Genomic DNA, 20,344 nt, shown 5'->3' with positions numbered 1-20,344 from the left:
GTGCAGGCTGAACGCAGGTCTCGAGGAGTGGGCCGAGTGGCATGGATGCCGCGAGAGCGCCGTCAGGACATGGATGTCCGTTCGGCGCGGGCCCACGGAGCGAGACCGGAGTGAGGGAACCCCGACGAAGGAGGGGCCCAACCGGGAGCAGGCACTTTTGGTTACTTTTAGTTGGTCCGGCTCCCGGCTTTTTAAAAGTAACTCGCCGAAGGCGAAACAATCGGCCGTTAGGCAGACCCTCTCAGCCGCACCGCGAACCTCGCCGCTTTTTAAACGCACTCTCCAAGAACCGTGGCGTTCTGCCACACCCCGCCTGAAGCAGTTTCTTGACCTGGATCAACAGTATCGAAAGGGCATGTAGGAAAAATACCTCGCACCCTGACGAGTCCTCAACATGCCCGGTCCCCTCGACTTTCTCAAACACCCACTGGCCAAAGACATCGGTCTGATCCTGCTGATCAAACTTGTCCTGCTGATGGGCATCCGCAGCGTCTGGTTCGACGCCCCGGTGGAGGTCAAGGACGACGGGGTGCAAGCCGCCCTGCACGTATTGGGCGCCCCAACCGTATCTTCTGAGAAGAACCCCAAATGATTTCGGAATCAGTCGTCGACTTATCCCGGCTGCAGTTCGCGATGACCGCGCTGTACCACTTCCTCTTCGTCCCGCTGACCCTGGGCATGACCTTTTTGCTGGCCATCATGGAATCGGTCTACGTCATGACCGGCAAGCAGGTCTACAAAGACATGACCCGTTTCTGGGGCAAGCTGTTCGGCATCAACTTCGCCCTGGGCGTGACCACCGGGCTGACCATGGAATTTCAGTTCGGCACCAACTGGGCGTATTACAGCCACTACGTCGGCGACATCTTCGGCGCGCCGCTGGCCATCGAAGGAATGATGGCGTTCTTTCTTGAATCGACCTTCATCGGCCTGTTCTTCTTTGGCTGGGACCGCCTGACCCGCGTGCAGCACCTCACGGTGACCTGGCTGGTCGCCGTCGGCTCGAACATGTCAGCGCTGTGGATTCTCATCGCCAACGGCTGGATGCAAAACCCGGTCGGCGCCGAGTTCAACTTCACCACCATGCGCATGGAGCTCACCAGCTTCAGCGACCTGCTGTTCAACCCCGTCGCGCAGGTCAAGTTCGTGCATACCGTGGCTTCGGGCTACGTCACCGGCGCGATCTTCGTGCTGGCCATTTCGAGCTGGTACCTGCTCAAAGGCCGCGACATCGCCTTCGCCCGACGTTCGTTCGCCATCGCTTCGGCGTTCGGCATGGCCTCGATTCTCTCGGTGATCGTGCTGGGGGATGAATCCGGTTACGAGATCGGCGATGTGCAGAAGACCAAGCTGGCAGCCATTGAAGCAGAGTGGGAAACCGAGCCGGCCCCGGCGGCGTTTACCTTGTTCGGCCTGCCCAATCAGGCGCAGCAGCGCACCGATTACGCGGTCAAGATTCCCTACCTGATGGGCATCATTGCCACCCGCTCGGTGGACAAACAAGTCACTGGCCTCAAGGACCTGATCAGCGAGCATGAAGGGCGCATTCGCAACGGCATGACCGCCTACGACTTGCTCGGAAAACTGCGCGGCGGTGACAAAAGCGAGCAGACCCTCAACGCTTTCAACGCGGTCAAGAAGGACCTGGGCTACAGCCTGTTGCTGGAGAAATACACCGCCAGCGTCGTTGACGCCAACGAGCAACAAATCAAACAGGCGGCGCTGGATTCAATCCCCCAGGTGGCCTCGATCTTCTGGACCTTCCGCGTGATGGTGCTCAGCGGGGTGCTGATGCTGCTGTTGTTCGCCTGCGCGTTCTGGGCCTCGGCGCGCAAAAACGAGACCGGCAAGCGCTGGCTGCTCAAATGGGCGTTGTTAAGCCTGCCGCTGCCCTGGGTCGCCACGCAGACCGGCTGGTGGGTGGCTGAGCATGGTCGCCAGCCCTGGTCCATCGGCGAAGTGCTGCCGGTGCACCTGTCGGCCTCGACCCTGTCAGCGGGCGATGTGCTCGGTTCGATTGTGGCACTGGTCGGCTTCTACACCGTGCTGTTGATAATCGAGATGTACCTGATGATCAAGTTCGCCCGATTGGGCCCAAGCAGCCTGCACACCGGCCGCTATCACTTCGAGCACAGCCCGGCCATCCCGCCTGCGCGCGCCCCACAACCGGCCCTGGCCTGAGGAACGTTCGATGTTCGATTACGAAACCCTGAAGATGATCTGGTGGGTGCTGGTCGGCGTGCTGTTGATCGGCTTCGCCCTCACCGACGGCTTCGACCTGGGCGCGGCAATGTTGATGCCCTTCGTCGGGTGCAGCGATAACGAGCGGCGTGTGGTCATCAACACCATCGCTCCGCACTGGGACGGCAATCAGGTCTGGCTGATCACTGCGGGCGGCGCGCTGTTCGCGGCATGGCCGCTGGTCTACGCCGCGGCGTTCTCGGGGCTGTACTGGGCGCTGCTGCTGGTGCTGTTCGCGCTGTTCGTGCGACCGGTCGGATTCGACTACCGCAGCAAGCTGGAAAACACCCGTTGGCGGCAGAGCTGGGACTGGGGCCTGTTCATCGGCGGTCTGGTGCCTTCGCTGGTCTTCGGGGTGGCCTTCGGCAACCTGCTGCTGGGCGTGCCGTTCCAGTTCGACGACACCCTGCGCTCAAGCTATCAGGGCAACTTCTGGCAACTGTTGAGCCCCTTCGGCCTGCTCGCCGGTGTGGTTAGCCTGAGCATGCTGGGGCTGCACGGTGGCACCTGGCTGATGATGCGCACCGAAGGCGCGATTGCCCAGCGTTCACGGCGTGCGGCGCAGGTGTTGTCGTTGGTATTTGTACTGGCGTTCATCGGTGCGGGCGTGTGGCTGCTGGTCGGCGGCATTCAGGGCCTGGCGATCACCTCGGCGTTCGATGCGGGCGCGGCACTCAATCCGTTGTCGAAAACCGTGACGGCGAGCAACCACGGCTGGCTGGGCAATTACCAGCAACACCCGCTGACGGTGGCCGCGCCATTGCTGGGGATCTTCGGCGGCCTGCTGGCGTTACTGGGTGCCAGCGCGGGGCAGGGCAGGACGGCGTTTCTGGGCAGCAGCCTGGCAATCGTCGGTGCGCTGTGTACGGCAGGCTTCGCGTTGTTTCCCTTTGTGATGCCGTCGAGTCTGGACCCGGCCTCCAGCCTGACCGTGTGGGACGCCGTCTCCAGCCACAAAACCCTGATCATCATGTTGATCGCAGCGACCATTTTCGTGCCGTTGATCCTCTGCTACACGCTTTGGTGCTACGCCAAGATGTGGGGCAAGGTCACCACCGCGCACATCGACCACAACCCGCACGGCCTGTACTGAGCCGCGTCGCAAAGGAGAGACAATCATGTGGTATTTCGCCTGGATTCTCGGCGTGCTGCTGGCCTGCAGCTTCGGCATCATCAACGCCCTATGGCTGGAAGCCTCGGACGCCGCCGCGCTGGAGCATGGCCGTGACCGCTGAGGCGGGCAGTGAACCGGTCCGGTACAGCATCGGCCGGGCAGTGTCCCTGCTGATGGCGGTACCGCTGAGCCTGGTTCTCCTGATCCATCCGGCCTCAATGCTCGACGCCAATGGCCACTACTCCCACAGTGTGTTGATGCTGGTCATGTGGGGCGTGGCCGGAGGGTTCGTCCACGGGGTGGGTTTCGAGCCACGTGCCATGGCCTGGCGAGTGGTGTTTCACCCGCTGCCGGCCTGGGTGCTGATGGCGCTGGGGTATGGCATGTGGCTCACCGCGCGCCAGTGGTTTTAAGCATCTGCACGTATCAGTGGACGGCCACCCTGGCCGCTTTCACCGCCGGCACGATGGACAGCGCAATCAATGCCGCAATGACGCACAGCAGGCCGGAAATGAAAAACGCCGGCAGATACGTGGCGAAGTGCGTGCGTGTCCATCCCGCCCCGAATGCCGCGAAGGCGGCCCCTAACTGATGACCGGCGAAGACCCAGCCAAACACGATGTTGGCACGCTCGGCGCCGAATCGCTGGGCGGTCAGCTTCACCGTCGGCGGCACCGTGGCGATCCAGTCCAGCCCATAGAGCAGCGCGAACACTGACAGCCCGAATACGGTGAAGTCCAGAAACGGCAACAGCACCAGCGACACGCCGCGAAAGCCGTAGTACCAGAACAGCAGCCAGCGGTTATCGAAGCGGTCCGACAGCCAGCCGGAACCGATAGTGCCGAAGAAATCGAAAATCCCCATGACCGCCAGCATGCCCGCCGCCGTGGTTGCGGCCAGCCCGTAGTCGCCGCACAGGCTGATGAAGTGCGTCTGTATCAGGCCATTGGTGCTGGCGCCGCAGATGAAAAAGGTCATGAACAAAACCCAGAACGTCCACGTCCCGGAGACCTCGCGCAGCACCTTAAGCGGCGTCATCAAAAGCTGGGTGAAGGTCTGGGTGCTCTCGGGGACGGGCTGGATGTCGTCATCGCCATACAGCGGCAGCTGCAGGTCGGCGGGACGGTTGCGCATCAGCGCCAGTACCGCGAAACCGGCGATCACGATGGCAGCGCAAATACACGTCAGCGCCGTGCGCCAGCCAAACTGCTCGGTCAGGTTCGCCAGCAGCGGCATGAACACCAGCTGGCCGGTCGCGGAACTGGCGGACAGCAGGCCCATCGCCAACCCGCGATGGCTGGAAAACCAGCGCGTAGCCACGGTGGCGCCGAGCACCATGGCCGTCAGCCCGGTGCCGAAGCCGACCACCACGCCCCACAGCACGACCAATTGCCAGAAGCGGGTCATGAACAGCGACAGCAGCATGCCGCTCGCCACCAGCGTCAATGCCGTGAGCACCACCTTGCGCACACCGAAGTGATTCATGAACGCGGCGGCGAATGGGCCGACCAGGCCAAACAGCGCAAAGCGGATCGCCAGGGCCGAAGAAATCTCCGCGGTGTCCCAGCCGAATTCCGCTTGCAACGGACGGATGAACACCCCGGGGGCGCCCACGGCGCCGGCCATTACCAGCATGGTCAGGAAAGTCACCGCCAGAATCACCCAGCTGTAATGAATACGGCGACGCGACAGGGATGCCGCCAGAGCAGTCGAAACCATGAGAGTTCACCAAAGAAGCGGGGCTTTTGAATGATGGCTGTACTTTAAACATGAACGCTTATCCCCGGGCCCTTCGTCAAGCAGATATTTCTGAATGTTGCTGGCCGTTTGGAGGTGGCCCTTCGGAAGGGCTGTCCCGGCGCGGCAAGCCGATGTCTCATCGCTCAGCATTTCATCCCCTGAAACAGTGGATTGCTTTTTCTGGTCATTCCCCGGCCCGGCAGCAAGTCGCACACTGGCCTCCACCAGCACGGTCCATCGAAACCGCATAACCCCCGCGCTGACCCGACTCATTCGCCCAGGAGACACGCTTCATGACCGCCATCAAGCTCTATCACTTCCCGCTGTCCGGCCACTCCCACCGCGCCGAACTGATGTTGTCACTGCTGGGCCTTGAGTCGCAGATTCAATTCGTCGACCTGGCCAAAGGCGAGCAGAAAACCCCAGGCTTTCTGGCCGTCAACGCGTTCGGGCAAGTACCGGTGATTGACGACAACGGGGTCATCGTTGCTGACTCGACGGCGATCCTGGTGTACCTGGCGAAGAAGTACGACGCCTCCGGCCGCTGGCTACCCAATGACCCGGAGGGCGCGGCGCAGGTCCAGCGCTGGTTGTCCGCCGCATCCGGTGCCATTTACCTGGGGCCGGCACGGGCGCGTCTGATCACCGTGTTCGGCGCCGGCTTCGATCCTCAGGACACGATTCAGCGTGCCCATGAAGCCTTGCAGGTCATTGACCAACACCTGAATGGCCGTGAATTTCTCGCCGCTGACCACGCCACCATCGCCGATGTCGCGGCCTACAGCTACATCGCCCATGCCCCGGAAGGCAACGTGTCGCTGGATGAGTACGTGAACGTGCAGGCCTGGCTGTCACGCATCGAAAACCTCCCAGGGTTCGTGCCCATGCCGCGTACGGCGGCAGGTTTGGTCAAGTAGCCACTGATGACGCCGAGGAGCTCGCCCCATGAACCAGATTCGCACTGAAACGGCCTCGCCCTGGCATTCCGGCGAGCGCGTCCTGCAAGCCAGGGTCGGGGTTGCAGAACGCATGGAGGCGATGGGCAAGCGCGTCATTCGTGACTATATGCCCGACCAGCATCGGGACTTTTACCAGCACCTGCCTTATTTGATTGTCGGGGCGGTGGACGGCGAGGGCTGGCCGTGGGCGAGCGTGCTGGACGGCCCGTCAGGCTTCATTCAATCCCCGGATGCGCGTCGTCTGGACATTCATCGGCGCCCCGATGCCGAGGACCCGGCCAGCGCGCAGTTCGTGCCGGGCGCGGCACTGGGCATGCTCGGCATTGACCTGCACACCCGTCGTCGCAACCGCATCAACGGTCACATCAGCGAAGTGACGAAGGACGGCTTTGCAGTTGCCGTGGAGCACGCATTCGGCAATTGCCCTCAGTATATTCAGGAGCGTGAAGTGCTCGACGTCGCCCCGTCCCCTGCAGCATCGACGGGTGTAGCGTCAATGCCTGCAGCCGAACGGTCGAGCACGCTGGACGCATCGGCCACGGCCGTCATTCAGAACGCTGACACCTTTTTCGTCGCCAGCTACGTAGACCTGGACGGCGAGCCGTTCCATCGCTCGGTCGACGTTTCCCACCGTGGTGGCCAGGCCGGTTTCGTGCGGGTCGACGGCGAGGTGCTGACCATTCCGGATTTTGCCGGGAACCTGCACTTCAATACGCTGGGCAATTTCCAGCTCAACCCCCGGGCGGGATTGTTGTTCATCGATTTTCAGACGGGCGATTTGCTGCAATTGGCCGGCACGGTCACGCTGATTCTCGACGGGCCAGAGATCGCCGCCTTCCAGGGCGCAGAACGGCTTTGGCAAGTGCGCGTCGAGCAGGTCGTGCGGCGGCCGGCAGCCTTGCGCTCGCGCTGGGTATTCAAAGGCTGGTCGCCGAACAGCCTGATGACCGGTGACTGGCAGCAGACCGCTGCGCGCTTGCAGGCCGAAACCCTGCGCGATCAGTGGCGGGCGCTACGGGTGGCGCGCATCGAGGACGAAAGTGACGGCATTCGTTCGTTCTATTTTGAATCCGCAGATGGCATCGGCTTGCCTGCGTTCAAGGCTGGACAGCATTTACCCCTGCGTCTCTCGCCGGAGGGCCGTACGCCGCCGGTGATCCGCACCTACAGCCTGTCCAGCGCTCCGTCCGATGACTTCTTGCGCATTAGTGTCAAACGCGACGGCCTGGCCTCTGCCTATCTGCACGATCAGATCAAGGCCGGCGACGTGCTGGAAGCGCGGGCGCCGCAGGGTGGTTTCGTGGTCGACCCGCAGGAGCGCCGCCCTCTGGTGTTGCTGGGTGCCGGTATCGGCGTCACGCCCATGCTCTCGATGCTGCGCGAGGTGGTCTACGAGGGCAAACGGGTGCGGGGAGGGCGGGCAACCTGGTTCATCCAGAGTGCTCGTCGTCTGGCCGACCTGGCGTTTCGCGAAGAAGTGGACACACTCATTGCCGGGGCCGGCGATCAGCTGACTGCGATCCGTGTGCTGAGCCAGCCGGAAACCACCGCGCGCCGGGGTGAGGATTACCACCTGGCCGGGCGGATCGATCTGGACCTGCTAAAGGCGTTGTTGCCGTTCAACGATTTTGATTTTTATGTGTGCGGGCCCGCCGCGTTCACCCAGGAAATCTACGACGGCCTGCGCGGCATGCATATCCGCGATGAGCGGATCCATGCCGAAACCTTTGGCCCGTCCAGCCTCAGGCGCAGCGGCGACTCGCATGCGGTGGCTTTCGAGCAGCCGCCTGCCGCCACAGAAGCCGTGCCGGTGCTGTTCGAGCGTTCCGCCAAAGAGGCGCGCTGGCAGCCCGGCGCAGGCAGCTTGCTGGAGTTGGCCGAGCGCCGCGGCCTGAGCCCGGAATTCAGCTGCCGCGGCGGTTCATGCGGCACCTGCAAGACCCGGCTCATCAGTGGGCAGGTGCATTACCCGGTACTGCCCGCTGACAGGCCGGCGCCGGGCCACGTATTGATCTGCTGCGCAGTCCCGGCCTCAGGGCCGTTGGTGCTTGATCTTTAACCATCCATGCGAGTGTGGGGGAGACTGAAATGAGCCATTGGCCAGCGTTGGAGAAAGATGACCATCCGATTCACTATCCAGCAACCGAGCGGGAGAGTTCCTGGTTGCTCCCACAGTCGCTGGGTTCCCTGGCCGGCGAACTGGCTGGCGATCTAACGGGTGAATGGCCGGGCGAACGCACAGGCGATCACGCGGTCAACCCTAACCGGGCGAGCAATCGATGGTTTCTGTGGATTCGCTCAGTGTCGGGTTTTAATCGGCCGCACTGATCGACGCCATCGGTTCATCGGAAGGGCTGTGCGCAGTCGCCTTTCGGTCCGACGACGTACGGATGTCGCAGCGTCTGGTCAGATAACGGGTGCCCCGTTTACAGTACGCGCGCGGTGGCCCACCAAGTCGCTCCCCGTGCGGGCAGCGCAATGGTCCACTCAGCGCCCGTTGTCATTCACAAGGACGTCCATCTTGATCACCCGCAGAACCCTTATCGGCGCCTCGTTATTCGCAGTTCCCGCTTTTTTGAGTCTGTCCTCACTCGCCGCCGGGCCCCTTTTCGAGCCCGCCTCGGATCAGACCATCGCGCAACGCCTGGTTGAGCTGGAGCGTCGTCACGGCGGGCGGCTCGGCGTCGCTATTCTGAATACCGCAAGCCAGCGGTTGATCGACCACCGCGGCAATGAACGCTTTGCCCTGTGCAGCACGTTCAAATGCCTGGCTGCAGCCTGTGTTCTCGCCCGGGTTGATCAACAGCAGGAAGCACTTTCCCGGCGCATCGTTTATGGCCGTGAGCAACTGGTGCCGTACTCGCCGACCACCGAATCCCACGCAGGCGGGCAGGGTCTGAGCGTCGGCTCACTGTGCGAGGCTGCCTTGACACTGAGCGACAACACGGCAGCCAATCTGCTGCTGGACAGCATTGGCGGGCCGCAGGCGCTGACCCAATGGCTGCGCTCCATCGGCGACACCCAGACCCGCCTGGACCGTCGCGAACCGGAGCTTAATGAAAACCGGCCCGGAGACGAGCGCGACACCACCACACCCATGGCCCTGTTGCAGACGCTGAACACCTTGATCCTGGGCGACTTGCTCTCGCTGCCTTCACGCGATCAGCTGACGGCGTGGCTGGTCAATAATCAGACCGGAGACAAAAAACTGCGGGCGGGTCTGCCCCGCGGATGGCGGGTGGGGGACAAGACCGGTTCGGGCGCCAATAACGCCAGCAACGATGTTGCCATTCTCTGGCCTGGCGACCGGGCGCCTGTTCTGGTGTCCGTTTATTACACCGGGTCCATCGCCGGCGGCGATCAGATCAACGCGCTGATGGCCGAGATCGGGAGCCTCGCAGCGACGGTCTAGACGTCATCAGTTGCGGTGTTGCCCTCACATCGCAACGTCCCGAAACATATCTCATCGCCTTGCTTGTGCTCGGATGCTCGGGGTTGGGCAAGCCAGCCTGTCCGAGTGCGCGTTTGCACCGCACTGTTGCGCCTTTTCGAACCACAATCAGCCACCTATCGCTCGCCCGAATTGCCACAAAGTGCGATCCGTCGGCCTGGATTGTGGCGCATTGATATTAATTCTCGCGAGCTAGACAACTGCCTCTTCGTCCAATGGATACGGGTGTTTCGTATTTTACGGCTGTAGGAAAAGTCTGACAGACGGTGCCGTATTTGCCCTCTGTCTAAAGACTGTCATCAAACAGAAATGTTTCCAGTTTTAAATCTGCCTCGGGTCTTCAACTGTGACCACACATACAAAATTCTCTTGTTGAGGTATTGCCGTGATTCTGCTGACTAAAAAACGCCTGTCACTACTGCTGGCTTCGATGTGCCTGTCGGGTATGGCACACGCCGTTGACGTCACTGGCGCTGGTTCGAGTTTCGTATTCCCGGTTATCTCTCAGTGGTCGCAGGACTACAGCAAAACTGCTGACAATCGCGTCAACTACCAGTCCATCGGCTCGGGCGGCGGTATTGCTCAGATTAAGGCAGCAACCGTGGATTTCGGCGCCTCCGACGCCCCGATGTCCGCAGAAGACCTCAAGGCCGGCGGCCTGGGTCAGTTCCCAAGCGTCATCGGCGGTATCGTCCCGGTGGTCAACCTGGAAGGCGTCAAGGCCAACGACCTTAAGTTGAGTGGCCAGGTGGTTGCCGATATTTTCCAGGGCAAGATCACCAAGTGGAACGACCCGGCGATCGTAAAACTGAACGATGGTCTGAAGCTGCCTGACACCAACATCACCGTGGTTCACCGTTCGGACGGTTCGGGCACCTCCTTCAACTTCACCAGCTACCTGAGCAAAGTCAGCGACGCATGGAAAGCAGGCCCTGGTACCGGCTCTGCTGTTCAGTGGCCAGTGGGCGTGGGCGGCAAGGGTAACGAAGGTGTCGCTGCTTACGTCAAGCAGATCAAAGGCTCGATTGGTTACGTTGAGTACTCCTACGCCACCAAGAGCGAAATCGCTTACACCCAACTGCAGAACGCCGCTGGCGAGTTCATCAAACCTGACGCCAAAGCTTTCGCCGCCGCTGCTGATACCGCGGATTGGGCAAACGCCAAAGACTTCAATCTGATCATGACCAACGCCCCGGGCAAGACGGCCTGGCCGATCACCGCGACCACCTGGATCATCATGTACAAGCAGCCGAAAAACGCCGAGAAGAGCAAGGCGGCTTTCGACTTCTTCAAGTGGTCTCTGGAAAAAGGCCAGAGCTCGGCTGAGAAGCTGGAATACGTACCCCTGCCTGCATCGCTGGTCAGCAAGATCGAAGACTACTGGAAAACCGAGTTCACCAAGTAACTCGACGTTATCCGGCTAACCCCTGTCACCGAGCGCTCGGTGACAGGGTTTCCTTGCGAGTGGACCCACCATGACTGAAAACACCCAATACATGTCCGCTGTGATTCCGGATGCTGCATCCGAGAGCGATAAACGCGCGGCCCGCGATCACCGACACGACGCCTGGTTTCGGCGCACGATGCTGGGAGCGGCTCTGTTGGTGCTGCTGTTGCTGGCGAGCATCGCCGGCTCGACGCTCTGGGGCGGTGCCCTGGCGTTCAAGACCTTTGGCTTCGAATTTCTGACCAGTACCGAATGGGACGTGGTCAATGGCAAATTCGGCGCACTGGTGCCGATCTACGGCACCCTGGTCACCTCCTTTCTCGCGCTGCTGATCGCCGTTCCGGTGAGTTTCGGCATCGCTATTTTTCTGACTGAAGTCGCGCCGCCCTGGTTGCGCATGCCCATTGCCTCGGCTGTGGAACTGCTGGCGGGTATTCCTTCGATCATCTACGGCATGTGGGGCCTGTTCGTGTTCGGCCCGTTCATGGCAGAAAACATGGCCCCGTGGATCAACGACAACCTTGGTGCACTGCCACTGATCGGCCCGATATTTCAGGGTCCGCCCCTCGGCATCGGCATGCTCACGGCCGGTATCGTGCTGGCGATTATGATTATCCCGTTCATCACCTCGGTCATGACCGAAGTATTCCGCAGCGTGCCTATTGCCCTCAAGGAATCGGCCTACGCACTGGGCGGCACAACCTGGGAAGTGGTCTGGGACATCGTTCTGCCCTACACCCGCTCGGCGGTGGTCGGCGGTGTATTCCTGGGCCTCGGCCGCGCACTCGGTGAAACCATGGCGGTGACCTTCGTGCTCGGTAACGCCCATCAGTTCTCCGCGTCGCTGATGATGCCCAGCAGCTCGATTGCTTCGGTGATCGCCAACGAGTTCAGCGAGGCCTACACCGACCTGCACCGTTCTGCGCTGATCGCCCTGGGCTTCCTGCTGTTTGTTGTCACCTTCGTCGTGCTGGCGATTGCCCGTCTGATGCTCTCTCGTCTGTCGCGCAAGGAGGGTCTATGAGTAAGGCCGATAACGAAAACCTCTACCGGGTCCGCAAGATCAAGAACATGATCGCGATGGTGCTGAGCTGCGGCGCGACCGTGTTTGGCCTGCTGTGGCTGGTGTGGATCCTGCTGACCACTATCGTCAATGGCTTCGGGGCGCTGAACCTGAGTCTGTTTACGGAAATGACGCCGCCACCGGGCTCGACAGGCGGGCTGGCCAACGCGTTTTACGGCAGCATCCTGATGTCGGGCATTGGTCTGCTGATCGGTACCCCCATCGGGCTGATGGCCGGTATCTGGCTCGCCGAGTTTGCGCGTAACACCAGGCTGGGCAACGCGGTGCGCTTCATCAACGACATTTTGCTGTCGGCGCCGTCGATCGTGCTGGGCCTGTTCGTGTACACCGCGGTGATCCTGCCGCTGAGCGCCGTCACCAACCATCAGGTGGGTTTCTCGGCCTTTGCCGGCGCACTGGCCCTGGCGTTGCTGGTGATCCCCGTGGTGGTGCGTACCACAGACGAAATGCTTCAGCTGCAACCCTCGACCATGCGCGAAGCCGCACTGGCGCTGGGCGTGCCGCAGTGGAAGCTGACGCTGCAGATCGTCCTGCGTGCGGCCAAGGCCGGCGTGGTCACCGGCATCCTGTTGGCACTGGCTCGCATCACCGGCGAGACCGCACCGCTGCTGTTCACCGCGTTCGGTAATCAGTTCTGGAGCAGTGACCTGCTCAAACCGATCGCAAGCGTGCCTGTGGTGATCTTCCAGTACGCGATGAGCCCGTTTGATGACTGGCACTCTCTGGCCTGGGCCGGTGCCCTGATCATGACTCTGTTTGTACTGGTGCTGAGCCTCAGTTCCCGTCTACTTCTTTTGCGCAATAAGGCGTCCTGATGAACAACCTATCCCTCGCCGACGAAAAAACCAAAATCCAGGTCCGTGGTCTCGATTTCTTTTACGGCGGCCAGCGCTCGCTGAAGTCGGTCGACATGATCATTCCCGAAAAGCGCATCACGGCGATCATCGGGCCATCCGGCTGCGGCAAGTCCACGCTGTTGCGGGTGTTCAACCGCATCTATTCGATGTACCCGAAGCAGGAAGCCAAGGGCGAAGTGATCCTCAACGGTGAGAACATCCTCGCGCCGGGCTATTCGATGAACCGCCTGCGCAGCCACGTCGGCATGGTGTTTCAGAAGCCGGTGCCGTTCCCGATGTCGATCTACGACAACATCGCCTACGCGGTGCGTCACCACGAAAAGCTCTCCCGTCGCGAGATGGAAGAGCGCGTCGAGCAGGCGCTGCGTGGCGCAGCGCTGTGGGATGAAGTCAAAGATAAGCTCAAGCAAAGTGCCAACAGCCTGTCCGGTGGCCAGCAACAGCGTCTGTGCATTGCCCGCACCATCGCCCTGCGCCCGCAAGTGCTGTTGCTCGACGAACCGACCTCGGCCCTTGACCCGATCTCGACCGGCCGCATCGAGCAGCTGATCACCGAGCTCAAAGAGCAGTTCACGGTGATTATCGTGACCCACAACATGCAACAGGCCGCGCGCTGCTCGGACTACACCGCGTTCATGTTCATGGGCGAGCTGATCGAACACGGCGACACCGACACCATCTTCACCAAGCCCTCCAAAACCCAGACCGAGGACTACATCACCGGTCGTTTCGGCTGACAGCCGCGCATCTCAGTAGGAGCCGGCTTGCTGGCAAAGCCGATTGATCGGATACATCGACGGTGGCTGTACGGCCGCTTTCGCCAGCAAGCCGGCTCCTACAGTCGATCCGGGCAATCTCTGAAATGTTAGGCGTGCACAAATCTGTAGGAGCCGGCTTGCTGGCGAATGCGGTGGGTCAGGTTGTGCGATATCGAGGGCTGATATTTTTCGCGGGCAAGCGCGCTCCTACAGTTGACCCGGGCAACCTCTGAAATGTTAGGCGTGCGCAAATCTGCAGGAGGCAACCTCCGATATCTCGGGGTGCGCAAATCTGTAGGAGCCGGCTTGCTGGCGAACCCGATAGTTCAGACGCAGCAACGGCGCTGCACTGTCGCTTTCGCCAGTAAGCCGGCTTCTACAGGATCGGCATCTAATGAGGGGGCATTTCCAGGGGGCGGCATTTATTGGCCAACCGGTGACCCCAGGACGGCCAGGCATCAAGCCGCCGGCCAATCCCTCTCAAACACCGCTCGAATCCCCCATGAATTCCTCAAGCCGCTTGCGCAGCCAGCGTTCGGCCGGGTCGGTGTCCATCACGCTGAGCCAGACCATCGACAGCTCCAGATTCGGCGTCACGAAGGGCAGCGGATCGCCGCGCAGCCCGGTTCGGCGCATGGCCTGGGTGAGGTGGTCCGGCAAGTTGCAGAGCAGGTCCGTTCCCTCCATCAACGCCGGCAAAGTGCTGTACTGCGGCACCGACAACACGGCGGTGCGCTTGCGACCGATCGCCGCGAGCCACTCATCCGCGAAACTCGAGATATTGGCCACGTACGACACCACGACGTGGGGCCGCGTGCAATATTCGTCCAGGGTAATCGGATCGGTTCCCGCATCGGCGCGCACCACCATCGGCTGCATCCGGCGCAGCATTTTGCGTTTGGCATTGGCCGGCAGCTCACGGGTCAGGCACACCCCGACGGTGATGTCGCCTGACATCAACAACTCCGAGACATTCCAGAAGTTGACCTGCTTGATCACCAGCACGACGCCGGGGGCTTCCTCGCGGATGGCGCGCAGCAGCGGCGGCAACAGGCTGTATTCCACGTCATCGGACAGGCCGATGCGAAAGGTCATGTCGCTGCTGGCGGGGTCAAACTCCCGGGTCAGGCTCAGGGCGACTGACATTGCGTCCAGCGCTGGCGACAAATGACTGATGATTTCGTTGGCCCGCGCAGTCGGCTCCATGCGGTGGCCCACACGGATGAACAACGGATCGTTGAACAACGCCCGCAGGCGATTGAGGGCGGCGCTGATGGTGGGTTGGCCGAGGAACAGCTTTTCGGCAGCGCGGGTCACGTTACGCTCTTGCATCAAGGTCTCGAACACCACCATGAGGTTGATGTCGGCCTTGCGCAGCTCATTGCGATTCATACACCGTCCCCGTTGCCTGACATTCGTCACCCTGCTATGGAAGGCCTGCGATATTGATGGGCGTCAGTTTATGGAGCGCCGTCCTTCTGCGTCCAGCCTTCCCGGCCAAAGCCAGTCCTGCAGCGGGACGCGTGCGTGTGAGTGGGACCGGCTTCAACCGGGAAGGGGCCCGCAGTCACAAGCCGCGTTCGCCAGCAAGCCGGCTCCTACAGAGGAATACGGCTGGTCAGCTGCAATGGCGATGCCCCCTGACTTGGCAGTGTGGCTACGACGCCTTCCCGGCTAAAGCCAGTCCCACAGGTTTGCGGTGACCGCCCAAGTGTTGCCCGCCAGAGCCAGCGCCCGCAGCGGTTTGCCATGGGAGCGAGCCTTTTCCCGATGAACTTCGGCAGAGCCTCGCGAGTCAGCATTAAAACGCTCACCATGAGGATCGACATTCCATGCAGATTTCCCTGAAAGGCCAAGTCGCAATCGTCACCGGTGCAAGCTCCGGACTGGGCGCCGGGGCGGCAAAAGGGCTCGCCGCATCGGGCGCCGCGGTAGTCATCAATTACCACTCCCAGCCGGAGCCTGCACAAAAGCTTGCCGAGGAGATCATCGCCGCGGGCGGCCAGGCCATTGCCGTCGGTGCCGACGTGTCCGATGAACAGGACGTGGAGAAACTCTTCGCCGAGACGCTCAAGGCGTTTGGTCGCGTTGACATACTGGTCGCCAACTCAGGGCTGCAAAAGGACGCCCCGATCGCCGACATGACGTTGAAAGACTGGAATACCGTGATCAACGTCAACCTCACTGGCCAGTTCCTCTGCGCACGCGCGGCCCTGAGGCAGTTCGCCAGGCAGGAGATCCGCCCGGAAGTGTCGCGCGCACGGGGCAAGATCATCCACATGAGCTCGGTGCATCAGGTCATTCCCTGGGCCGGGCACGTGAATTATGCCGCCTCCAAAGGCGGCGTCGACCTGCTGATGCGCAGCATTGCCCAAGAGGTCGGCGAGCAGCGGATCCGTGTCAACAGCATCGCGCCGGGAGCGATTCGAACCGCCATCAACACCAAAGCCACCGAAGGCGACGCCGAGAAAAAGCTGCTGGAACTGATCCCTTACGGGCGAGTGGGTGAGGCGGACGACGTGGCCAACGCGGTAGTCTGGCTGGCGTCGGACGCGTCCGATTATGTGCATGGTACGACGCTGTTCATCGACGGCGGCATGAGTCTGTACCCCGAGTTTCGCAACAATGGTTGAGCCCACCGCCACCCCGGATGAACAGGCCGGGCAAGAGCCGCAGAACGCCATCGAGAATCACGGGATCATCGGTGATATGCGCAGCGCGGCACTGGTCGCCGACACCGGCAGCATCGATTTTTTCTGCTGGCCCGATTTCGACAGCCCGAGCATTTTTACCGCGTTGCTGGACACGCCCGAGGCAGGGATCTTTCAGCTGGCACCGGTACTGCCGGACGCACGCCGGCAGCAACTGTACCTGCCTGAAACCAACGTGCTGATGACCCGCTGGATTGCCAAAGACGCGGTTGTCGAAGTGACCGATCTGATGCCCATCGCTTCGGAAGTCGACAACCTCCCGCGGCTGATCCGGCGGATCCAGGTTCGCCACGGCCAGACGGCGGTGCGCATGTTGTGCCGGGTGCGCCACGATTACAGCCGCGCTGACACGGCCGCTCGGATGGAGGGGCAAGACGTATGCTTCGAGGCCGAGGGCCAGCCTGCGCTGCGCCTTGCCGCCACTACCGGCATGCGTCTTGAGGGTCAGGCGGCAGTGGCCGAATTCGAAATGAAACAGGGCGATATCGTCGAGTTCATGCTTGGCGGTGCCGAAGATCCGCTGGTCACCGCGACTAACTGCGATTGCGACCTGAAAACCACGGTCAGTTACTGGCAGCACTGGAGCCGACACTCCAACTACCGCGGGCGCTGGCGTGAAGTGGTCAACCGTTCGGCGCTGGCGCTCAAGCTGCTCACCTCGCGCAAGCACGGCGGCATTGTCGCCGCCGCCACGTTCGGTCTGCCGGAGGAGGAAGGCGGTCAGCGCAATTGGGACTACCGCTACACCTGGATCCGCGACGCCTCGTTTACCGTCTACGCCTTCATGCGCCTTGGGTATTCCGATGAGGCCAATGCCTTTATGCATTGGGTTCGCGACCGCATGGGCGACTGCTGCGAAGATGCCAACAAGTTGGGCATCCTTTATTCGCTGGATGGGCGCGAAGAACTCCCGGAAGAAGAGCTGGATCACCTGAGCGGTTACGGCGGGGCGACCCCGGTGCGTGTGGGGAACGAAGCGTACAAGCAGAAGCAGCTGGACATTTATGGCGAGTTGCTCGACGCGGTGTATCTGGCCAACAAGTACGGCGAGGCGATCTCCCACGAAGGCTGGAAAAATGTCACCCGCCTGGTCAACGACCTCTGTGAAAACTGGCAGAGCAAAGACGTGGGCATCTGGGAAATGCGCGGTGAGGACCAGCACTTTCTGCATTCACGGCTGATGTGCTGGGTTGCCCTGGACCGCGCGCTGCGTTTGTCCCTGAAACGCTCGCTTCCAGCGCCTTTCGAGCGATGGGACAAGCAGCGCCAGGCCATCCACGATGACATCTGGGACAACTTCTGGGACGCCGACCTGGGCCATTTCGTCCAGCACAAAGGCAGCAAAAACCTCGACGCCTCGATGTTGCTGATGCCGCTGGTGCGTTTTGTGGGTGCCAGTGATCCAAAATGGCTGCAGACCCTGGACGCCATTGAAGGCGCGCTGGTCCGCGATGGCATGGTGTTCCGCTATCGCAACGACGATGACTATCACGATGGTCTGGATGGCGAAGAAGGCGCCTTTGTGGCGTGTTCGTTCTGGTACGTCGAATGCCTCGCTCGCGCGGGACGGTTGGAGAAGGCGCACCTGGAGTTTGAACAGTTGCTCCGTTACGCCAATCCGCTGGGCCTGTACGCCGAGGAGTTCGACGCCCATGGCCATCATCTGGGCAACACGCCACAGGCGCTGAGCCACTTGGCGCTGATCAGCGCGGCGAGTTTCCTGGATCGCAAACTTGAAGGCGGCCAGACCCTCTGGCAGCCCTGAAACCGGGAGAAGGTAGATGCCTCACGCATTCAAAGTGGGTGATCACGTGCGCTGGAATTCCGAGGCCGGGCACATCCTCGGCAAAGTGACCAAAGTGCATACCAAGGAAGTAGAGTTCATGGGCCGCCACCGCCATGCTTCACCCGAAGCACCACAGTACGAGGTCAAGAGCGACAAGACCGGCCATCTGGCGATGCACAAGGAGGACGCGCTGGAAAAGGCGTGACCTGTCGTGGTCAAAGCAACGGCAGACAATAAAAAACCGCAGCGACGACAGATTCATCGCTGCGGTTTTTTTGTGGCACGGGCGACTGCGTTACGGAATCAAGCGCTGGGCACGGAGGGTGTCGAAAACGTCGAAGAACGCCTGGTCACTGGCCTGGAATTCCTTGAAACCCAGCGCACGGCTTTTCGACATGTCGGTCACTACCTCGATTGGCCGGCCCAGGTCCGCATCGCTGTGCCACGGTGAAATAAGGCGGGTGATATCGGCCTCTTTCAAGCCGTGGGTGCGAACCAGTTCATCCCAAGCCGGCTGGTCATTCGCCATCTGTTCTTCCAGCGGAGACGGCTTTTCCGGGAATGCTGCAGGGTGCAGTCCGAAGTACTCGGCGATCTGGCCCCACATCCACTTCCAGCGGAACACGTCACCGTTGGTGATGTTGAACGCCTGATTGGCGGCGGCCGGGGTGGTGGCGGCCCACAGTTGCTGTTTGGCCAACTGGCGAGCGTCGGTCATGTCGGTCAGGCTGTCCCACTGCACGCGGGAGCCAGGAAACACGAATGGCCGGCCGGTGGCCTTGCAGATGGAAGCGTACACCGCCAGTGTCGTGGCCATGTTCATGGCATTGCCCACCGCGACCCCGGTGACGGTGTGCGGACGGTGCACGCTCCAGGTGAAACCGTCGCGCTTGGCTGCTGCGAACACTTCGTCTTCTTGGGCGTAATAGAAGTTTTCGATGTCCAGCCGGCCTTGGGATTCACGGAATGGCGTCTGCGGCAACGTGCCCTTGCCATAGGCTTCAAACGGGCCCAGGTAATGCTTCAAACCGGTGACCAGCGCCACATGCCGAACGCTTTTTGCCGGGCTCAAGGCGTCGAGAACGTTGCGCACCATCGCGGCGTTGACCCGGATGTTCTCCGCTTCGGTTGCCTGCCGTGACCATGTGGTGAGAAACACGTGGGTGGGTTTGAGGTCGGCGAGGGCCTGTTTGACAGAGGCCGGATCGTGCAGATCGGCTGCCACGGGGATTACGCCGGGCATCGCCGAAGGACGGCGGGAGAGGGCAGCGACCTGCCAGCCGTTATCGAGCAACAGTTGAGTGGTTGCACTGCCGACGATGCCGCTGGCGCCGACGACCAAGGCGGTCTGAGTCATATGGGTCTCCTGATTGATCGAGTAGAACGGGCTCCATAAGGATGCAGCTCTAGGGTTTCAGAACGGCATCGGTGCAGATAGGTTCATCCCGATTGGCCGGGTGCGACCACAGACCGCGCTTTGCATTGAGCCTGGTGCAATCAGCCGACCAGCAGCGCCGTCCCGTACATGCCAACGGCAAAGACCACGTGCCCGAGTACATTTTGCAAGCGGGCAACGTTCGGCTTTGGCGCCTTGTTGCAGGCCACCCCGACGCCCATGCCCGGTTGCAGGATGAACCAGCCCGCACCGATGGTGACCAGCCCGACGATCAGTGCGGGAAGAAAGGTAGGCGAGTGCGCCCATTGCACGCCCCAGATCCCCAGCAGTACGGCCGCAAACACCACGCCGACGGCGTAATGCATGAACCAGCCAACCGCCAGTTCGCGATGGATAACAGGCGAGTTGCCGATGCCGTCGCGGTGCCGGAATCGTCCCTTGGGCATTCCGGCGAACCAGCGGCCGACGAGGTGCCAGGGCGGGGTCGGCAACCCCAGGACAGCCTTGAGCAGCAACGCCCAGAGGTCGAGCAATGCCGTGCCGCCCATGCCAATGAGAATTGCCAGAAAGATGAATTCAAACATGTCTGTCCCTGCAGGTGGTCTACGGGCCTGTGTTGGCCGGACACGTTAGCAGAGTTGTCAGGGAAGCGGCATTAGCGGGGAAGCGGCCAGCCCTACAATCTGGATTTTGCAGGGTTGCCGCTGACGTCTTCCCTTGCGGCCTGGGTTTATCATTGTTGCCGCTGACGCTTTCCCGGCTAAAGCCGGTCCCACAGGTGAATGCTGTCAGTGGGACCG

The 20,344-nt window shown here is 61.5% G+C and carries 20 protein-coding genes; 16 read left to right on the top strand and 4 right to left on the bottom strand.

Annotated elements, in window-relative coordinates; genetic code table 11:
* Positions 1-394 precede the first annotated feature (394 nt).
* The 5 genes from cydP to QRN48_RS21150 are packed head-to-tail and all read left to right on the top strand — an operon-like array spanning position 395 to position 3,768.
* Complete coding sequence (gene cydP, locus QRN48_RS21170) at positions 395-592, top strand: cytochrome oxidase putative small subunit CydP (RefSeq protein WP_037011139.1); 198 nt, start codon at positions 395-397, stop codon at positions 590-592.
* Positions 589-2,181 (top strand): cytochrome ubiquinol oxidase subunit I, encoded by a 1,593-nt coding sequence (locus QRN48_RS21165; RefSeq protein ID WP_285353015.1) that lies wholly within the window; start codon positions 589-591, stop codon positions 2,179-2,181. Before cydP ends, QRN48_RS21165 begins: the two co-directional genes overlap by 4 nt.
* A 10-nt stretch (positions 2,182-2,191) precedes the next feature.
* Positions 2,192-3,334, top strand: coding sequence for a cytochrome d ubiquinol oxidase subunit II (gene cydB, locus QRN48_RS21160; protein WP_285353012.1), 1,143 nt, complete (start codon positions 2,192-2,194; stop codon positions 3,332-3,334).
* Positions 3,335-3,359: 25 nt separating this feature from the next.
* Positions 3,360-3,476: a cytochrome bd-I oxidase subunit CydX gene (gene cydX, locus QRN48_RS21155; RefSeq protein ID WP_285353010.1), complete on the top strand. Its 117-nt coding sequence runs from the start codon at positions 3,360-3,362 to the stop codon at positions 3,474-3,476.
* Positions 3,466-3,768 (top strand): cyd operon YbgE family protein, encoded by a 303-nt coding sequence (locus QRN48_RS21150; protein ID WP_285353007.1) that lies wholly within the window; start codon positions 3,466-3,468, stop codon positions 3,766-3,768. Before cydX ends, QRN48_RS21150 begins: the two co-directional genes overlap by 11 nt.
* Positions 3,769-3,781: 13 nt before the next feature.
* Here the strand turns inward: QRN48_RS21150 and QRN48_RS21145 are convergent, their stop codons facing one another.
* On the bottom strand, positions 3,782-5,074 hold the full coding sequence (locus QRN48_RS21145) for an MFS transporter (RefSeq protein ID WP_285353004.1): 1,293 nt from the start codon (positions 5,072-5,074) through the stop codon (positions 3,782-3,784).
* A 314-nt stretch (positions 5,075-5,388) separates the two neighbouring features.
* Here QRN48_RS21145 and QRN48_RS21140 point away from each other — a divergent pair, with 314 nt between their 5' ends.
* The 8 genes from QRN48_RS21140 (at position 5,389) to pstB (ending at position 13,630) form a co-directional block, all read left to right on the top strand.
* On the top strand, positions 5,389-6,012 hold the full coding sequence (locus QRN48_RS21140; protein WP_285353002.1) for a glutathione S-transferase family protein: 624 nt from the start codon (positions 5,389-5,391) through the stop codon (positions 6,010-6,012).
* 28 nt (positions 6,013-6,040) lie between these two features.
* Positions 6,041-8,113, top strand: coding sequence for a 2Fe-2S iron-sulfur cluster-binding protein (locus tag QRN48_RS21135; RefSeq protein ID WP_285353000.1), 2,073 nt, complete (start codon positions 6,041-6,043; stop codon positions 8,111-8,113).
* A 29-nt stretch (positions 8,114-8,142) separates the two neighbouring features.
* Positions 8,143-8,382 (top strand): hypothetical protein, encoded by a 240-nt coding sequence (locus tag QRN48_RS21130; RefSeq protein WP_285352998.1) that lies wholly within the window; start codon positions 8,143-8,145, stop codon positions 8,380-8,382.
* Positions 8,383-8,575: 193 nt separating this feature from the next.
* A complete protein-coding gene (gene bla, locus QRN48_RS21125; RefSeq protein WP_285352996.1) occupies positions 8,576-9,466 on the top strand; it encodes a class A beta-lactamase in 891 nt (296 codons plus the stop codon).
* A gap of 424 nt (positions 9,467-9,890) precedes the next feature.
* Positions 9,891-10,910 carry a phosphate ABC transporter substrate-binding protein PstS gene (gene pstS, locus QRN48_RS21120; protein ID WP_037011125.1) on the top strand — a complete coding sequence of 340 codons (1,020 nt, stop codon included), beginning with the start codon at positions 9,891-9,893 and terminating at the stop codon, positions 10,908-10,910.
* 70 nt (positions 10,911-10,980) lie between these two features.
* Positions 10,981-11,976, top strand: coding sequence for a phosphate ABC transporter permease subunit PstC (pstC, locus tag QRN48_RS21115; RefSeq protein WP_285352994.1), 996 nt, complete (start codon positions 10,981-10,983; stop codon positions 11,974-11,976).
* The gene (gene pstA, locus QRN48_RS21110) at positions 11,973-12,851 is read left to right on the top strand and encodes a phosphate ABC transporter permease PstA (protein ID WP_037011120.1); all 879 of its coding nucleotides are present in this window, start codon (positions 11,973-11,975) and stop codon (positions 12,849-12,851) included. The genes pstC and pstA overlap by 4 nt, the downstream gene beginning before the upstream one ends.
* Positions 12,851-13,630 (top strand): phosphate ABC transporter ATP-binding protein PstB, encoded by a 780-nt coding sequence (pstB, locus tag QRN48_RS21105; protein ID WP_037011117.1) that lies wholly within the window; start codon positions 12,851-12,853, stop codon positions 13,628-13,630. The genes pstA and pstB overlap by 1 nt, the downstream gene beginning before the upstream one ends.
* Positions 13,631-14,131: 501 nt before the next feature.
* Here pstB and QRN48_RS21100 read toward each other — a convergent pair.
* The gene (locus QRN48_RS21100; protein ID WP_037011114.1) at positions 14,132-15,043 is read right to left on the bottom strand and encodes a LysR family transcriptional regulator; all 912 of its coding nucleotides are present in this window, start codon (positions 15,041-15,043) and stop codon (positions 14,132-14,134) included.
* 440 nt (positions 15,044-15,483) lie between these two features.
* On the opposite strand from QRN48_RS21100, the gene QRN48_RS21095 reads away from it, so the two are divergent.
* The 3 genes from QRN48_RS21095 to QRN48_RS21085 are packed head-to-tail and all read left to right on the top strand — an operon-like array spanning position 15,484 to position 18,353.
* Positions 15,484-16,284, top strand: coding sequence for a glucose 1-dehydrogenase (locus QRN48_RS21095; RefSeq protein WP_037011111.1), 801 nt, complete (start codon positions 15,484-15,486; stop codon positions 16,282-16,284).
* Entirely contained in the window at positions 16,277-18,127 is a 1,851-nt protein-coding gene (locus tag QRN48_RS21090) for a glycoside hydrolase family 15 protein (protein WP_285352990.1), read from the top strand. Before QRN48_RS21095 ends, QRN48_RS21090 begins: the two co-directional genes overlap by 8 nt.
* A 16-nt stretch (positions 18,128-18,143) precedes the next feature.
* Positions 18,144-18,353 (top strand): hypervirulence associated TUDOR domain-containing protein, encoded by a 210-nt coding sequence (locus tag QRN48_RS21085; protein ID WP_037011108.1) that lies wholly within the window; start codon positions 18,144-18,146, stop codon positions 18,351-18,353.
* Between the two features lie 90 nt (positions 18,354-18,443).
* Here the strand turns inward: QRN48_RS21085 and QRN48_RS21080 are convergent, their stop codons facing one another.
* Positions 18,444-19,505: an SDR family oxidoreductase gene (locus QRN48_RS21080; RefSeq protein ID WP_285352987.1), complete on the bottom strand. Its 1,062-nt coding sequence runs from the start codon at positions 19,503-19,505 to the stop codon at positions 18,444-18,446.
* 140 nt (positions 19,506-19,645) lie between these two features.
* Positions 19,646-20,128, bottom strand: a complete 483-nt coding sequence (locus tag QRN48_RS21075; protein ID WP_285352985.1) for a DUF2938 family protein — start codon at positions 20,126-20,128, stop codon at positions 19,646-19,648.
* Positions 20,129-20,344: the final 216 nt, after the last annotated feature.

The sequence above is a fragment of the Pseudomonas sp. ME-P-057 genome (assembly GCF_030208975.1).
Taxonomy (GTDB): Bacteria; Pseudomonadota; Gammaproteobacteria; order Pseudomonadales; family Pseudomonadaceae; genus Aquipseudomonas; species Aquipseudomonas lutea.
This window is presented reverse-complemented; position numbering and strand designations above follow the sequence as displayed.

Bases quoted from the DNA above. Each gene is read 5' to 3' on its own strand.
- cydP (WP_037011139.1), top strand. From the start codon at position 395: ATGCCCGGTCCCCTCGACTTTCTCAAACACCCACTGGCCAAAGACATC.
- QRN48_RS21165 (WP_285353015.1), top strand. From the start codon at position 589: ATGATTTCGGAATCAGTCGTCGACTTATCCCGGCTGCAGTTCGCGATG.
- cydB (WP_285353012.1), top strand. From the start codon at position 2,192: ATGTTCGATTACGAAACCCTGAAGATGATCTGGTGGGTGCTGGTCGGC.
- cydX (WP_285353010.1), top strand. From the start codon at position 3,360: ATGTGGTATTTCGCCTGGATTCTCGGCGTGCTGCTGGCCTGCAGCTTC.
- QRN48_RS21145 (WP_285353004.1), bottom strand. From the start codon at position 5,074: ATGGTTTCGACTGCTCTGGCGGCATCCCTGTCGCGTCGCCGTATTCAT.
- QRN48_RS21140 (WP_285353002.1), top strand. From the start codon at position 5,389: ATGACCGCCATCAAGCTCTATCACTTCCCGCTGTCCGGCCACTCCCAC.
- QRN48_RS21135 (WP_285353000.1), top strand. From the start codon at position 6,041: ATGAACCAGATTCGCACTGAAACGGCCTCGCCCTGGCATTCCGGCGAG.
- QRN48_RS21130 (WP_285352998.1), top strand. From the start codon at position 8,143: ATGAGCCATTGGCCAGCGTTGGAGAAAGATGACCATCCGATTCACTAT.
- pstC (WP_285352994.1), top strand. From the start codon at position 10,981: ATGACTGAAAACACCCAATACATGTCCGCTGTGATTCCGGATGCTGCA.
- pstA (WP_037011120.1), top strand. From the start codon at position 11,973: ATGAGTAAGGCCGATAACGAAAACCTCTACCGGGTCCGCAAGATCAAG.
- pstB (WP_037011117.1), top strand. From the start codon at position 12,851: ATGAACAACCTATCCCTCGCCGACGAAAAAACCAAAATCCAGGTCCGT.
- QRN48_RS21100 (WP_037011114.1), bottom strand. From the start codon at position 15,043: ATGAATCGCAATGAGCTGCGCAAGGCCGACATCAACCTCATGGTGGTG.
- QRN48_RS21095 (WP_037011111.1), top strand. From the start codon at position 15,484: ATGCAGATTTCCCTGAAAGGCCAAGTCGCAATCGTCACCGGTGCAAGC.
- QRN48_RS21090 (WP_285352990.1), top strand. From the start codon at position 16,277: ATGGTTGAGCCCACCGCCACCCCGGATGAACAGGCCGGGCAAGAGCCG.
- QRN48_RS21085 (WP_037011108.1), top strand. From the start codon at position 18,144: ATGCCTCACGCATTCAAAGTGGGTGATCACGTGCGCTGGAATTCCGAG.
- QRN48_RS21080 (WP_285352987.1), bottom strand. From the start codon at position 19,505: ATGACTCAGACCGCCTTGGTCGTCGGCGCCAGCGGCATCGTCGGCAGT.
- QRN48_RS21075 (WP_285352985.1), bottom strand. From the start codon at position 20,128: ATGTTTGAATTCATCTTTCTGGCAATTCTCATTGGCATGGGCGGCACG.